Origin of the sequence: Pseudomonas fluorescens, from assembly GCF_902498195.1 — a bacterium.
Classification (GTDB): domain Bacteria; phylum Pseudomonadota; class Gammaproteobacteria; order Pseudomonadales; family Pseudomonadaceae; genus Aquipseudomonas; species Aquipseudomonas fluorescens_BU.
Window position 1 is genome coordinate 1,052,416 of the sequence record NZ_CABVIY010000001.1, and the last position, 14,999, is coordinate 1,067,414.

Here is a 14,999-nt window from a genome sequence, read left to right on the forward strand (position 1 = left end):
TGGGGCAAGGCGCCTGAGCCACGAAGAGACCGGTGGTTGATGACGGGCATCATCCTTTAGCTAACGATCGATAAAAAGCGTAAAAAATGCCTCATTACCATCGAATTGATTGATATTAATGAGGGGCGAAATAGTCTCACCCAGCTTTCAGTTAATCCCATAAGCCGATGAGTCATAAGCATTTCACTAGAACTCAACGGCAAATGCAGACACCATAGCCGCCAACAGCCTCTCACCCTGGAGTCCGTCCGCGTGTCGCAACACACCCCCGATCTTCCGCCTGAACTTCGTCCGCTGGCCGAGATGCCACTGCTCAAGCGCCTGGCCGCCCGATTCTTTGGCCACGGCCTGACGCGCCTGCGCGCACAACACCGCGCCTCCTGGCTGCACGGCCAGGCCGACGGTTTTCGCAGCGGGCACAGTGCCGGTGTGGAATACGGCTATAAGGAAGGCAAGCTCGAAGGGCTGGAAGAAGGCCGACAGGTGTTGCTGATTCGTGACTCGCGTTCCACCGAGCACCGGCCACCGACCATCGACGATCATCTGTTCGACGACTGGCGCCTGCCGCTCAATGCCGAACTGAAAAAGCGCATGAAGGCCGATGTCGCCCGCTTGCTGCCGGCCCATGCGCAACCCAGCGCCGCCCAATGGAAGATGATCTTCAGCGATACGCCCTCGACCTCGGTGATCGCCGGCGCCGGTGCGGGCAAATCGACTACGCTGGTGCTGCGCATCGTGCTGCTGACGCAGTATCTGGGGTTCGAATTGAACTCGATGACCGTGGTGACCTTCACCCGCGAATCGCGCAAGGACTTCATCAATAAACTGATTGAGATCTTCGCACTCTGGGGGCGGGTGCTGAGTTTCAAGGAGGCGCGCGATCTGGTGCGCACTTTCCATTCACGCATTCTGCCGATGGTTCGCAGCCTGCCGGGCTTCGAACGCCTGCAAGCCTTCGAAAACCTCAGCCTGCGCGCACCCAATGGCGACGAAGAGGTCGACAGCAACCCGTTCGACCTGCGCATCAACGACGCCCAGCGCCAGCAACTCAACGCGTGCTATCACGCCTTGCATACCCGTGATGAGCGTTTCCGCGCGTTGATCCAGCCGTTGTCGCGCCATGCCTTGCAGCTCAAGGAGCTGGAGCGCGATCACCCGGACGTGCAAAAACGCATGGCCGTGACCGAGCTGGCGGCAAAGCGCGACGAAGAACTCTGCGACACGATTGAAGATTTGTGGCTTCAGGCGGGAGCCTGGCCGATCAAGGGTATCGAGCCCAATCGCCAGACCTTCGATATCAACGGCGCAGCCTTCCATTGCCACGGTTACATTCCGTCCCTGGATGCCTGGGTCGTGCTGGGGTTCGATCCCCGGGAAAACCCTCAGGTCACCCGGCCAAATGCCCGGCTGACGGTACGTGCCGAATGGGCGGTGAAACGCACCCTGTTTCAAGCTTTCTGTCGTAAGCCATTGATTTGGCTTGATAGTTACGATTCATCGAAGCGTGTTCTGGCCTCGCTGGCCGGCGACGCCAGCGCCGGGCCGGGCTTCGATTACAAGGTCAAGGGCGAACTTGCGGCCGCGCCGTTGCTGGACTGCTTTGTCGCGGCTGCCGGGTTTATAGAGAACCTGGGCCTGGATGTGCCGAACGCGGTGAGTCAGATGAGCTTCGCCAAGGACGACCCGGACCGCTTTTTCTTCGAGGCCCTGAGCCTGTACTGGCGTGCCCTGGAAGATCATCTGCTGGACCAGAAGCCGCCGATCATGACCTACAACCGGATGTTCGCCCTGTTTAGCGAGCATTCCCCGGAGAACCTCAAACTGCTCAGTGATGAGCTGCTCAGGCCGCTGTCGCACTTGATGATCGATGAATTCCAGGACGTCTCGCCGCAGATTGTCTCGTGGATTCGCGCCAGTTTGACGGAGATCCGCAGTCGTGGCCCGGCGATGCACGTGGGGCGCGGTGCCCAGCGCTCCTCGCTGCTCTGTGTGGGTGACGATTGGCAATCGATTTATGGCTGGCGTGGCAGCTCACCGAGTTACTTCATGGCGTTCAACAAGGAGTTTTCCTCGCCGAGCACCACCAAAGTCATGCTCAGTGACAACTACCGCAGCCACCAGTACATCATTGACGCCGCTGAGCATATCGTTCGCGCAGCACCGGCGATTGCCGGGAAGAAGGCCAAGGCCAGCGGCGAGCCGAAGGATTTGCTGCCGGTGAACGTGCTGGATCGCGACGACCCAGGCATGGCGAAACGGTTGATCGAGCACTATCGCAAGGGTGATTCAATCTTGATGCTTTATCGAAAAAGCAGCGATAAGTCATTGATAGAAGAGCATATTCAGTCTGTAGTTAATGTTGATTCTAGCTTGCCGCACGAAGCGCGACGCTTGAAACAACTGACGTACCACAGTGCCAAGGGCCTGCAGGCCGACGCGGTATTCCTGTTGGGCGATTGCCAGCACCTGACCAGTTCGCCCTACAAGAATCAGGTCTACCGCATGGCGGGCCTGGGCAAGGCCGGTGACAGCGAGCCGTACGACAATGCGCAGAAGGACGAAATCCTGCGCCTGGCCTATGTCGGCATCACCCGGGCCGTGAGTCATTGCTACTGGTATGTCGACGGGCAGGACACCCAGGCCGCCAACATGCCCAAGGCGTCGGACCGGATCGGCAAGGGCAAGGCGTTCTTTGCCGATCATCGGCAGGCCAAGACATAAGTCACTGTAGGAGCGAGCCTGCTCGCGAAAAACGTCCAGACAACGCGTTCATCCAGACAGGGTGCGTTTTCGTTGACGTCCATCGCGAGCAGGCTCGCTCCTACAGGTTTTTGTGAAAGTCATGAAAAAGCCCACGAAAGTGGGCTTTTAACTGACTATCCTGCGACCGTCAGGCATAACTCCTGAGGGCCACCGGGGGAATGAACGCTTCCAGCTCATCCTCCACGGCTTCGATTATTCGCTCGACATCGGCGGCGTTCATGACCGTCGCGCAAGGAATGCCGGCAATGGCGATCATGGTCTCGCCACTGGCCCGGTCAAACAGACGGGCAATCATGCTGCCCGGCGCATCCATGCTCGCCTCGAATCCCATGGGATGAAAATGCCAGCGCATCAGCTGGCAGGCATTTGGAAAAGTTACCTTGCTGAACCCTTTATTCATGTGTTGCCCGCCTTCTTCATCGAGCGCTTCCGTTAGCCCTGTTAGGAGGGAAGAACCTTCATTGGTTCAACCAGTGACAGACTTTAAAAGTAGCATCCGGATGTGAAAATAATGTGTTTTTTTCAGGCCGTTTGGCGATTGCTTCTATTTTTTTGATTCAGGTCACTGTTTGAGCTTGCAGTGCCATACAGGCCGCCATTGAAGGCGAGGGGAAACTTGGGCAAGCTCGGTTTTTTTCGTCGAGAGCCCTATGCACGCCGAGGATGATGGCCCGCAGCAAACCCAGGCCACGGCCGAGACGGTCATGCGTTATCACCTGCGCTGGAAGCATCGGGATCTGGACGGGGTCATGGCGCTCTATCACCCGGACATCCAGTACAGCGACTTTTTCCAGAACCGGGTGATGGGCCTGGATGAGTTGCGCGACTACGTGCGCAGCAGCATGCCCCGCGATCCCGATGAGGCACTGGAACACTCGGACCGAATCCGCCTGGACGGCAATACCGCGTTCATTCAGTACCGCATCACCCTGCGCGGCGGCGCAGGGCTGGTGTCGTTCCGGGCCAGCGAGGCGATCACCGTCAGGGACGGGCTGATCTGGCGGGTCAATGAGTACGCCTCGCTGGTACATGAGCAACCCGTCAGCAAAAAAACCGGCCAGTCACGCCCGGCGGTCAGTCGCCTCGGCTTGTCGCCACGCCAGCTGAGTTTCATGGCCGATGACCTGCAACAGTATTTCCAGCGCCAGCAACCCTACCTCGACCCCGGGCTGGACCTGCAACGGGTGGCGAAGGCGTGCGGGTACAGCCGCAACCAGATGTCCTATCTGCTCAATCAGGTGCTCGGGCAGAGCTTCTATCGCTACGTCAATCAGGCCCGCTTGCAGCACGTGCTCGCCGCGCTGGATCACGCCATGCCACCGTTGCGCGTCGACGAACTGGCCTTCGCCGCCGGTTTCAATTCGCTGTCGGCGTTCTATAGCTGCTTCCGCCAGCATACGGGCCAGTCACCCAAGGGCTACGTCAAACAAATGTCCTTGCGTGCACGCGCGCAAGACAGACCCTGATGCCACGCACTAGGATCAACGCCATCGAAGTTTGAGTGGCGGAGTCTTGCATGGCGGCGTGGCGCACTATCAGTTTATGGATGGACCAACTCGACGAGCCGTTACAGGCGCGGGCGACGCTGGAACAGGATCTGGACATCGACGTGGCAATCATCGGCGCCGGGTACACGGGGCTGTGGACCGCGTATTACCTCAAGCGTCAGGCGCCCGAGCTGAACATTGCCATCATCGAGGCGCAAACCGCCGGTTTTGGCGCCTCGGGGCGTAACGGCGGCTGGTTGATGGGCAATCTGTTGGGGGAGGACCGGCTACTCGCCGATGCGTCGCCCGAACAGCGCCGCGCTTCCTGGGACTTGCTGCACAACATCCCCGATGAAGTCGCGGACGTACTCGAACGTGAAGGCATCGACTGCGATTATCGCAAAGGCGGGGCGCTGTACTGCGCCGCCCGCTATCCGGAGCAGGAAGCCAGCCTGCGTCAGTACCTGGATAAGCTGTACCGCCAGGGCCTCAATGAAAGCGATTACCGCTGGCTCAGCCCGGAGCAATTGGTACAACAGATCCGCATTGCCAGGCCCTATGGCGGGATCTACACCCCCCATGTGGCCACCCTGCATCCGGCCAAACTGGTGCGCGCGCTGGCGCGCACGGTCGAGCGCATGGGCGTCAGGATCTACGAAAACAGCCCGGTCACCCAGTGGCAGTCCGGCAGCCTGCGCACCGCAAAATCCTCGGTTCGCAGCCACTGGATCGTGCCGGCGGTAGAAGGCTATGCCGCCACGTTGCCTCCCCTTGGGCGCTATCAATTGCCGGTGCAAAGCCTGATTGTCGCCACCGAACCGCTGTCCGCCGCCACCTGGGACGACATCGGCCTCAGCCACGGCCAGGCCTTCGGTGAGAGCAGCCGCCAGGTGACCTACGGCCAGCGCACGGCCGACAACCGGCTGATTTTCGGCGCCCGGGGCGGGTATCAATTTGCCGGCCGGCTGCGCCACGACTTCGACCTGACCCGCAGCGAAACCGAACTGCGGCGCTATCTGTTCGGCGAGCTGTTCCCGCCGCTCAAACACGTGCAGATCACCCACGGCTGGGGCGGCAACCTGGGCATGTCCCGGCGTTTCAAACCGCACATGCTCTGTGACCGGGCCAGCGGCATTGCCTTGTCCGGTGGTTATGGCGGGGAGGGCGTGGGCGCCAGCAACCTGGGCGGGCGAACCCTGGCCGATTTGATCCTGGAGCGTGACACCGGGTTGGTTCGCCAACCCTGGGTCATCCCCCGGCGCGGTCTTGATGCGCTCAAGGCCTGGGAGCCCGAACCCTGCCGCTGGCTCGGCTATAACGCGATCATTCGCAGCTTCGCCCACGAAGACCAGACCCTGGCCAACCCGGCTTCCGCCCCTTGGCGGCGCAAACTGGCAAGCGGGGTGGCGGGGTTCATGGAAGGTTTCATGCAGTAGCCGGTTCGTGTCATGTAGCCAAGGGCACTGGAGGCGATGGCGTTGAACGTCGATCGGTAACTGAAACCTGCGGTGTTTGTAAGTGCCTCTTCGCGAGCAAGCCCGCTCCCACACACGAAATCAGGTGCTCGACTCGGTCAAACGTGGGAGCGGGCTTGCTCGCGAAGAACGATAACGCGGTCTTCAATCTTCCTTGCGAATCGTGGTCACTTCATCGGCCCGTACTTTGACTTTCGCCCCGGAGATGTCCTCGAATTCGAAGAAGCCATCCTTGGACTTGGTTTTCGGCATGTCCTTGGTGAGGTACTGGGTGCCGTTCTGCAGGGTCACCACCGTTGGTGTCGAGCAGCCCGTCAGCATCATGAAAGCCGCCGCAGCCAACGGAAAACCCAGGGTCTTGATGTTCATAACCACCTCTAACGCTTTAAAAATTCGCTGAGACTGTCGAGCCCGACAGCACCTCTATCGCGGTTGGTGCCATGCAATGGCAGAAAGTTCTACGCGCCGGAAAAAATACCTGGCGGCGCCTCCGCCCATCCTTTTCCGATTGCATCGGGCAGGGCGTTGCTGGTATCTGTACGCATAACCAGTATTCGCTCGCCATGGCCCATTGATCCCGTGACTGAAAACCCGCTCGACGATCCGTTCTATTACCTTAATAACTTCATGCAAGTCATTGATTGGCTTGAGCAACGCTATGGCGATGTGCTGAGCGTCGAGGAGCAGCGGTTCATCGCCGAGTTCAATGGCTTGCCCCGTGAATCCCGGGGGTTGCTGGTCCGGATGGTCATGCGCAAGGGCATTCATTTCAGGGCCAGTAAACTGCACTACGGCGAAATCGGTGACATCGCCAGCGCCGTCGAACCGCTCGTGGCACGGGGCTGGATCGATGAGCGGCTGCCGTTGGCGATCGAGACGCTGTTCGATGCACTGCTCAAGGCCGAAGTGGTCGAATGTTTTGGCCACCTGATCGAACAGCCCAAAGGCAAAAAAGCCGATTGGCTGCCGGCACTGAGCGAGCGGTTTCCCGACATGCGCAGTTTCAGTGACTGGTGTCCTTCGCTGAACGACCGTTTGTTCAGCCTGACCATCATGGGCTTGTGCGACCGCTTGCGCTTGATGTTTTTCGGCAATCTTTACCAGGACTGGTCCGAATTCGTGCTCGCCGACCTTGGCATCTTTACCTACGAGAAGGTCGAGTTCTGCGCCGATTCCCGAGGTTTGCGCAGCCGCGAGGACGTGGATGCCTGCATGTTCCTTCATCAATGCCAGCAGCGCTTCGAGGCCGGTGAAGCGCTAGCGGAGATTGTCGAGCATATCCATGGGTTGACGCTGGACAATCCCTGGTTGCAAAGGCGCCGCGACAAGTTGCTGTTCCAGATGGCCCAGCACTGCGAACGCGTGGCGGATTTCAGTACGGCGCTGGGGTTGTACCGCCAATGTGCCTACCCCGGTGCTCGTGCACGCTTGATCCGGGTGCTGGAGCGTTGCGCGCAATTCGAGCTGGCCCTGGCGCTGGCCACCGAGGCCGAGCGCTCGCCACACAGCGCCGCCGAACACCAGCAATTGCTGCGCATGCTGCCCAGGTTGCGCCGCAAGCTGGGCGGGCCGGCGGTAAAACGCCCATCCCCGAGGGAAATGCTGCGCCTGGACCTGCAACTGCCCCGGACCGACCCGGTGATGTCGGTGGAGTACTGCGTTCAGGCACACCTGGCGCAAGCGTCGGCGCCTGTGCATTACGTCGAGAACAGCCTGATCAACTCACTGTTCGGCCTGCTGTGCTGGCCGGCGATTTTCGCGCCGCTGCCGGGGGCTTTCTTCCACCCGTTCCAGCGCGGTCCGGTGGACCTGCTCAACGAAGACTTCCACGAGCGTCGGGCCGAGCTGTTCCAGGCTTGCCTGGCGGAACTCGACGATGGCCGTTATCGGCAGACCGTGCGCGAACGCTATGTCGAAAAGTGGGGCGTGCAGTCACCCTTCGTTTTCTGGGGAGCGCTCAGTGAAGAATTGCTGGAGCAGGCGCTGGACTGCCTGCCGGCCGAGCACCTCAAGCACTGGTTCAGCCGCTTGTTGCTGGACATCAAGGCCAACCGCGCCGGGATGCCGGACCTGATCCAGTTCTGGCCGCAGCAAAAGACCTACCGCATGATCGAGGTCAAGGGCCCGGGGGATCGCCTGCAGGATAACCAGTTGCGCTGGCTGGAGTTCTGCCACGAGCACCGCATGCCGGTCGCCGTGTGCTACGTGCAGTGGGCGGAGCAGGACGCTTGAGCTACAGCATCGCGGTGCGGGCGCTGTGCGAATTCACCGCCAAGGCCGGCGACCTCGACCTGCGCTTCACACCGTCGCCAACCGCGCTGGAGGGCATCGTCGGGCATCGCACCGTGGCGTCCAGGCGCAGCGAGGATTATCAAAGCGAAGTCGCCCTCGAAGGCCAGTACCTGAGCCTGAAAGTCAAAGGCCGGGCGGACGGCTACGATCCTGCGCAAAACTGCCTGGAAGAAGTCAAGACCTACCGGGGCGACCTGAGCAGGCAGCCGGCCAATCACCGCCAGCTACATTGGGCCCAGGCCAAAATCTATGGCTGGCTGATGTGCCGCAAACTGGACCTGGCGCAGATCAATCTGGCACTGGTGTATTTCGACATCGTCAGCGAAAAGGAAACCTGCCTGGTCGAGACGTTCGGCGCCACGCAATTGCAGTTGTTTTTCGAGGCGCATTGCGCGCGCTTCCTGCTCTGGGCCGAGCAGGAGATGGCCCATCGCGAAGCGCGCAACCGGGCGGCCGGGCAGCTGGCGTTTCCCCATGCCGATTTTCGGCCGGGGCAGCGTCATCTCGCCGAATCGGTGTTCAAGGCGGTCAGTACCGGTCGTTGCCTGATGGCCCAGGCCCCGACGGGGATTGGCAAGACCGTCGGCACCTTGTTTCCGATGCTCAAGGCCCTGGCGCCGCAGCAGCTGGACAAGGTGTTTTTCCTCACGGCCAAGACCCCGGGACGCCAACTGGCCCTGGACGCGGCGCGGGTCATCCTTGAGCGCGCCGAGGCGCCGCCCTTGCGGGTTCTGGAGATGATTGCCCGGGACAAGGCCTGCGAGCACCCGGACAAGGCGTGTCACGGTGAATCCTGCCCGTTGGCCCAGGGCTTCTATGACCGCTTGCCGGCTGCGCGCCAGGCCGCCAGCGGGCTGAACCTGCTGCACCAGCGTGCCTTGCGCGAGGTCGCTTTGGCGCACGGGGTCTGTCCGTATTACCTGAGCCAGGAAATGGCCCGTTGGGCGGACGTGGTGGTGGCCGACTATAACTACTACTTCGACTTCAGCGCCTTGTTGTTCGGGCTGGCTCAAGCGAACAACTGGAAGGTCGCGGTGCTGGTGGACGAGGCTCACAACCTGGTGGAGCGCGGCCGCCAGATGTACAGCGCCACGCTCGATCAGGGGGCACTCAACGCGGTCCGCAAAATCGCGCCCGAGGCGTTGAAAAAGCCCCTGCAACGGGTCAACCGTGAATGGAATGCCTTGCATGGCCAGCAATTGGCTGTCTATCAGGCCTACGCCAAGGCGCCGGAAAAACTGCTGCAAGCGTTGTCATCCTGTAGCGCCAGCATCGGCGACTACCTCAACGATCACCCTCAAGGCCTGGACAGCGCACTCCAGGGTTTTTACTTCGACATGCTGCAGTTCTGCCGGGTGGCCGAGCTGTTCGATGAGCACTTCCTGTTTGATATCGCCAAGCGCGACCTCGATCGCAAACGACCGCTCTCGCAACTGTGCCTGCGTAACGTGGTGCCCGCCGGTTTCATCGGCCCGCGCCTGACGGCGGCACGCAGCACCGTGCTGTTCTCGGCGACCCTCAGCCCGCGCCACTATTACGCGGATTTGCTGGGTACGCCGGCGAACACCGTGTGCATCGACGTCGAATCGCCTTTTCACGCCGATCAGCTGCAGGTCCATATCGTCAACCGCATCTCGACCCGCTTCGCCCATCGCCAGGCGTCTCTTGCGCCCATCGTCGAGCTCATCGCCCGACAATTCAGCGAACGCCCCGGCAACTACCTGGCGTTTTTCAGCAGTTTCGACTATTCGCAGCAGGTGGCGCAGTTGCTGGCCGAATGTCATCCCCACATCAACCTGTGGTCGCAATCGCGTGGCATGGGTGAAGCGCAGCGACAGCAGTTTCTCGATCAGTTTACCGAGGGCGGCGAGGGCATCGGCTTTGCGGTATTGGGCGGGGCGTTCGGCGAAGGCATCGACTTGCCCGGTGCGCGGTTGATCGGCGCGTTCATCGCCACGCTCGGGCTGGCGCAATTCAACCCGGTCAACGAGCAGATGAAACGGCGCATGGCGGCGATTTTCGGCGCCGGCCATGACTACACCTACCTGTTTCCCGGCGTGCAGAAAGTGGTGCAGGCCGCCGGGCGGGTGATTCGCACCCAGCAGGACCGAGGAGTGGTGATGCTGATCGATGACCGTTTTGGCGAGAGCAAGGTCAGGCAACTGCTGCCGCGCTGGTGGTCGATCCGCGACCCGCTGGCGCCGGGGCCGGAGATGGACGGGGCGAGCGCCGAAGATTCGCCTTTCCAATTCGGCAGTTTGTCGCATACTCCTGAAAAACAGTGCTGACGCGAGAATTCAATGAGTGAGGATCGGAGCAAAGTGGACGAGAGCGAGGAATCGCGCTTTCGCTTGCTGATTGATGCGGTGGTCGACTATGCGATCTACATGATCGACCCCGACGGCATCATTACCAGCTGGAACGCCGGCGCCAGGCGGTTCAAGGGGTATGAAGAAGCCGAAATCCTCGGTCACCACTTCTCGCGCTTCTACACGGAATCGGATCGTCAGGCCGGCTTGCCTCAAAGGGCGCTCGACACGGCGATTCGCGAAGGGCGTTTCGAAGGCGAGGGCTGGCGCGTACGCAAGGACGGCACGCATTTCTGGTGCCATGTGGTGATCGATCCGATTCGCGATCCCAACGGCAAGTTGCTGGGCTTTGCCAAGATCACCCGCGACCTGACCGACCGCAAGATGGCCGAGGAAACCCTCAAGCAAAGCGAGCAGCAATTCCGCCTGCTGGTGCAAAGCGTCACCGACTACGCCATCTACATGCTCACGCCGGACGGACGGGTGTCCAACTGGAACCCGGGGGCCCAGCGCATCAAGGGCTATCGTCCCGACGAGGTGATAGGCCAGCACTTCTCGATGTTCTATACCCCGCAAGACCGTGAGGCCGGCGAGCCACAACGGACACTGGACATCGCAACGCGCGAAGGGCGCTTTGAAAACAAGGGCTGGCGCCTGCGCAAGGATGGCACGCGATTCCTCGCCCATGTGGTGGTGGACCCGATCTGGGGCGACACGGGCACGTTGCTCGGGTTCGCCAAGATCACCCGCGATATCACCGAGGCGGCCCAGGCGCAGCAGACCCTCGAACAAACCCGCGAAGCGCTGTTCCAGGCGCAGAAGATGCAGGCCATCGGTCAACTCAGCGGCGGCATTGCCCACGACTTCAACAACTTGCTGACGGTCATCCTCGGCAACCTGGAGATCGTCCGCAAGCGCATTGGGGACGATCCGCGACTGGGCCGCTTGCTGGACAATGCCACCCAAGGCGCCTTGCGTGGCGTATCCCTGACCCAGCGCATGCTGGCCTTTGCCCGGCGCCAGGAACTCAAGGCCGAAGCGGTCGACATCCCGACGCTGGTGGAGGGCATCACCGGGCTGTTGCGCAGTTCGCTTGGCCCGGCGGTGAAAATCGAAACGCGCTTTTCACCCGAACTCGAGCCGGTCCTGGCCGATGTCAACCAGCTTGAGCTGGCGGTGCTCAACCTGGCGACCAATGCCCGTGATGCGATGCCCAATGGCGGAAAAATCGTGATCGGTACCCGCGCCGAGGTCATTCTCGACCAGCCCCATTCGACCCTGGCGCCCGGGCGGTATGTGTGCCTGGCGATCACTGACACCGGGGAAGGCATGGATGACACGACGCTCGCGTCGGCGATGGATCCGTTTTTCACCACCAAGGGGGTCGGCAAAGGAACGGGCCTGGGGCTGTCGATGGTGCATGGTTTCATCGAACAGATGGGCGGGCGTTTCATCCTCAAGAGCGAGAAAGACAAAGGCACCACCGCCGAACTCTGGTTGCCTGTGGCCAAGTCAGGCTCGGTGGCCGAACCGCTGGCAACCGAGCCCGAGGCACCGCAGGTTCCAGGGCTGAATGTGTTGGTGGTCGATGACGACAGCCTGGTACTGACCAGCACCTGCCTGTTGCTGGAAGACCTGGGTCACCGGGTGACGGTTGCCGAGTCCGGTGCACAAGCGTTGCTGCTCTGTGAGAGCGCGCAGCACTTCGACCTGGTCATCACCGATATGGCCATGCCGCAAATGAATGGCGCGCAACTGGCGCAGGCCATCCGCATCCTCAAGCCCACGTTGCCGATCGTGCTGGCCACGGGGTACGCGGAGCGCCTGGAGGGTTTCGCCGCCGCACTGCCGCGCCTGCCCAAGCCCTTTACGCAAATCAATCTGGTGGAAATCATCGCTTCGGCGATGAAGTGAGTTCATAGCGCGCCAGCATCGGCTGCGTGCTGATGCCGTGCAGCAGGATGCTCAGCGCCACCACCGACAGCGTGAGGTCGGTGCACAGGCTGGCCACCGCGGTGGGAAGGTCATGGTTCAAGGCGTAGAACAGGTAGTAAAAGCTGCCGATGCCGCGAATCCCGAACCAGCCGATCAACAGCCTTTGCCGGACATTGAGCAAACTGCCCCATGGCACCAGTGCGACGCTCACGGGGCGAATCACGCAGAACAGCACCAGGGCAATGGCCAGGGCGCGCCAGTCCCAGTGTCCGATCAATACCACCCCGAGCAGAGTCACCAGGAACACCTCCATGGCCCGCTCGACCAGACTGCCAAAGGACAGCATGTCGCCAATCATGATGCCAGCGGCCACCTGGGTGTCTTCGAGGTTTTCCACGTCGCCGTGCACCGCATCGGCGGGTTCGACATGCTGGTGACCGACCACCGCTTGCACCAGGTGCTCGGCCGGTGGCTGGGCATGCCCCGTTGATTTGACTTCGGCCCGACGAAGGCCCAGTCCGGCGGCGAATACCGAGAGAAAGCCGTAGCCGTGAACCGATTCGGCGGCGACATAGGCCAGCGCAATCAGGGCGAAGGTCAGGTAATCGTTGGGGGAGAGGGTGCTGTCGGCATTGCGGATGCGCATCGACAGGGTCAAGCGCCCGATGCCGCGTCCCATGCAATAGCCGATCAGCAAGCCGGCGGGTACGGCCCACAGCAGGCGCTTGAGTGCCCAGTCATCCAGCCAGGCGCTGGACGTACTGTCGCCCTGTTGCAGAAACAGCAAACCGAGGATGACAAAGGGAAAGGCGACGCCGTCATTCAGGCCGGCCTCGCCGGACAGCCCGAAGCGGACCGGGTCGTCATCCTTGGCATCGTTGACCTGCACCAGGGACGCGAGCACCGGGTCGGTGGGTGCCAGAATCGCGCCGATCAACAATGACGGTCCCCACGCCAGCTCGAAGATGAAATGCAACAACAGGCAAACGCCGGTAATGGACAGGAGCATCACCGGCCCCGCCAACCCGAACGCCACGCGCCATTTGCGATCCCTGAGCGGCAGGCGCAGCTTCAAGCCGCAGACGAACAACGAAAAAAGCACCGCGACTTCCGTCAGGTGCTCCATCCAGAACGCCGCCTCCTGTATATCCAGCCGGAGCCAGCCCAGGCCCGCCGGACCGATGGCCACGCCCAGCGCCAGGCACACGGCCGAGGTGGTGACGGGCATCCATCGCAGATAGGAGGAGGTGAGCGCGAGCGTGAGCAGTACGGCGCCCAGCACGGCAACCCAGGCAACGAAACTCATGGCTGCGAAGGTGCGGGCATGACGATCTCCACGTAACAAAGGGACGGTTGGCCGGGCCTTTAGGTGTGGAGTGCTGGCGCTGCCCACGGTTCCATTTTTCAATGGAGAACCGGTCGGGGCCTTTGCAGGAGCTGCCGCACGCGGCGATCATTTGATTTTGACGTTCAAGGTCAAAAGATCGCAGCCTGCGGCAGCTCCTACAGGGGAGGGTGTTGTTTTGGTGGGTGGATCAGCCCTTGAGGTGACGCAAGCTGCGCTCCATCCGGGCAATCCCTTCTTCCAGCAGCGAACGCGGGCAACCGAAGTTCAAACGCACGAATTGCTTGCAGTCATCACCGAAGTCCAGGCCCGGGCTCAAGCCGACCCTGGCCTCATCGAGGAAGAACTGCTGCGGGTTGTCCAGCGCCAGTGCCGTGCAGTCGAGCCAGGCCAGGTAGGTGCTTTGCGGCACGTTCATGGTGATGCCCGGCAAGCGGGTGCGCACGGCGTCGACCAGGTAGTCGCGGTTGCCTTGCAGATAAGTGTTCAGCTCGGCCAGCCAGGGCCCGGCTTCGCTGTAGGCGACACGGGTGGCTTCCAGGCCCAGCGGGTTGACGCTGTCGACCATGCCGCAACGGGCGTGGTTGACCCGCTCGCGCAGGTGGCGGTCCTGGATGATCATGAACGAGGTTTTCAGGCCGGCGATGTTGTAGGCCTTGCTGGCCGACATCAGGGTGATGGTGCGCTGGGCGACTTGCGGGCTCAGGGTGGCCATCGGAATGTGCCGGCGACCATCGAAGCACAGCTCGGCATGGATCTCGTCGGAGATGATCCAGGCGTCGTGCTCCAGGCAAATGTCGGCGATGGCTTGCAGCTCTTCCCGCGCGAACGCCTTGCCCAGCGGATTGTGCGGGTTGCTCAGCAGCAGGGCGCCACCGCCTTGCAGCGACTGGCTCAGGGTGTCCAGCGGTGTGCTGTAGGTGCCGTCGGCCTGTGCGTCGAAATTCAGTTCGACCTTGTTCAGGCCCCAATGGCCCGGCGCGTGGCGCAACGGCGGGTAGTTGGGGACTTGCACCACGACCGTCTGCTGCGGCTGGACCAGCGCCTTGAGCGCCATGTTGAAGCCCGACTCCACCCCCGGCAGGAAGATCAGCTCCTGCGGTTCGACCCGCCAGGCGTACTTGTTCCACAGGTCGGCGACGATGGCCTCGCGCAGATTGTCCGGGGCTACGCTGTAGCCGACCATCGGGTGCTCCAGACGCTTTTGCAGGGCCTGGATGATCATCGGTGGCGCGGCGAAATCCATGTCGGCGACCCACATCGGCAACACGTCGGCCGGGTAGCGGCTCCATTTGGTGCTGCCGGTGTTGTGGCGGTCGAACACCTGATCGAAATCGAAAGTCATGCGGGGTCTCGTGAAGGCGGGGTTGATCATGCCCGCCATGATAAGCGC

General features: G+C 61.6%; 10 protein-coding genes. 6 read left to right on the forward strand and 4 right to left on the reverse strand.

What is annotated here, in order from left to right; genetic code table 11:
* Positions 1-252 precede the first annotated feature (252 nt).
* Complete coding sequence (locus tag F8N66_RS04855; RefSeq protein WP_150769090.1) at positions 253-2,721, forward strand: UvrD-helicase domain-containing protein; 2,469 nt, start codon at positions 253-255, stop codon at positions 2,719-2,721.
* 169 nt (positions 2,722-2,890) lie between these two features.
* Here the strand turns inward: F8N66_RS04855 and F8N66_RS04860 are convergent, their stop codons facing one another.
* Positions 2,891-3,163 (reverse strand): DUF1652 domain-containing protein, encoded by a 273-nt coding sequence (locus tag F8N66_RS04860; protein WP_033054957.1) that lies wholly within the window; start codon positions 3,161-3,163, stop codon positions 2,891-2,893.
* A gap of 250 nt (positions 3,164-3,413) precedes the next feature.
* On the opposite strand from F8N66_RS04860, the gene F8N66_RS04865 reads away from it, so the two are divergent.
* Both F8N66_RS04865 and F8N66_RS04870 read left to right on the forward strand, forming a co-directional pair.
* Complete coding sequence (locus F8N66_RS04865) at positions 3,414-4,229, forward strand: helix-turn-helix domain-containing protein (RefSeq protein ID WP_150769091.1); 816 nt, start codon at positions 3,414-3,416, stop codon at positions 4,227-4,229.
* Between the two features lie 50 nt (positions 4,230-4,279).
* On the forward strand, positions 4,280-5,686 hold the full coding sequence (locus tag F8N66_RS04870) for an NAD(P)/FAD-dependent oxidoreductase (RefSeq protein WP_150769092.1): 1,407 nt from the start codon (positions 4,280-4,282) through the stop codon (positions 5,684-5,686).
* Between the two features lie 183 nt (positions 5,687-5,869).
* On the opposite strand, the gene F8N66_RS04875 is transcribed toward F8N66_RS04870, so the two are convergent.
* Positions 5,870-6,094, reverse strand: coding sequence for a YgdI/YgdR family lipoprotein (locus F8N66_RS04875; RefSeq protein WP_150769093.1), 225 nt, complete (start codon positions 6,092-6,094; stop codon positions 5,870-5,872).
* Positions 6,095-6,304: 210 nt separating this feature from the next.
* Here F8N66_RS04875 and F8N66_RS04880 point away from each other — a divergent pair, with 210 nt between their 5' ends.
* From F8N66_RS04880 to F8N66_RS04890, 3 genes are read left to right on the forward strand one after another with little or no spacing between them, the layout of a single operon-like run.
* Positions 6,305-7,957 (forward strand): VRR-NUC domain-containing protein, encoded by a 1,653-nt coding sequence (locus tag F8N66_RS04880; RefSeq protein WP_412070711.1) that lies wholly within the window; start codon positions 6,305-6,307, stop codon positions 7,955-7,957.
* Positions 7,954-10,305 (forward strand): ATP-dependent DNA helicase, encoded by a 2,352-nt coding sequence (locus F8N66_RS04885; RefSeq protein ID WP_150769094.1) that lies wholly within the window; start codon positions 7,954-7,956, stop codon positions 10,303-10,305. The genes F8N66_RS04880 and F8N66_RS04885 overlap by 4 nt, the downstream gene beginning before the upstream one ends.
* 12 nt (positions 10,306-10,317) lie before the next feature.
* The gene (locus F8N66_RS04890; RefSeq protein ID WP_150769095.1) at positions 10,318-12,240 is read left to right on the forward strand and encodes a PAS domain-containing sensor histidine kinase; all 1,923 of its coding nucleotides are present in this window, start codon (positions 10,318-10,320) and stop codon (positions 12,238-12,240) included.
* On the opposite strand, the gene F8N66_RS04895 is transcribed toward F8N66_RS04890, so the two are convergent.
* Both F8N66_RS04895 and F8N66_RS04900 read right to left on the reverse strand, forming a co-directional pair.
* On the reverse strand, positions 12,218-13,567 hold the full coding sequence (locus F8N66_RS04895; RefSeq protein ID WP_150769096.1) for a cation:proton antiporter: 1,350 nt from the start codon (positions 13,565-13,567) through the stop codon (positions 12,218-12,220). The two genes, F8N66_RS04890 and F8N66_RS04895, sit on opposite strands and share 23 nt — an antisense overlap.
* 229 nt (positions 13,568-13,796) lie before the next feature.
* Positions 13,797-14,951 carry a MalY/PatB family protein gene (locus F8N66_RS04900; RefSeq protein ID WP_150769097.1) on the reverse strand — a complete coding sequence of 385 codons (1,155 nt, stop codon included), beginning with the start codon at positions 14,949-14,951 and terminating at the stop codon, positions 13,797-13,799.
* Positions 14,952-14,999: the final 48 nt, after the last annotated feature.

Coding starts and splice junctions, on each gene's coding strand:
- F8N66_RS04870 (WP_150769092.1), top strand. CDS start 4,280: ATGGCGGCGTGGCGCACTATCAGTTTATGGATGGACCAACTCGACGAG.
- F8N66_RS04865 (WP_150769091.1), top strand. CDS start 3,414: ATGCACGCCGAGGATGATGGCCCGCAGCAAACCCAGGCCACGGCCGAG.
- F8N66_RS04900 (WP_150769097.1), bottom strand. CDS start 14,951: ATGACTTTCGATTTCGATCAGGTGTTCGACCGCCACAACACCGGCAGC.
- F8N66_RS04890 (WP_150769095.1), top strand. CDS start 10,318: ATGAGTGAGGATCGGAGCAAAGTGGACGAGAGCGAGGAATCGCGCTTT.
- F8N66_RS04875 (WP_150769093.1), bottom strand. CDS start 6,094: ATGAACATCAAGACCCTGGGTTTTCCGTTGGCTGCGGCGGCTTTCATG.
- F8N66_RS04895 (WP_150769096.1), bottom strand. CDS start 13,567: ATGAGTTTCGTTGCCTGGGTTGCCGTGCTGGGCGCCGTACTGCTCACG.
- F8N66_RS04860 (WP_033054957.1), bottom strand. CDS start 3,163: ATGAATAAAGGGTTCAGCAAGGTAACTTTTCCAAATGCCTGCCAGCTG.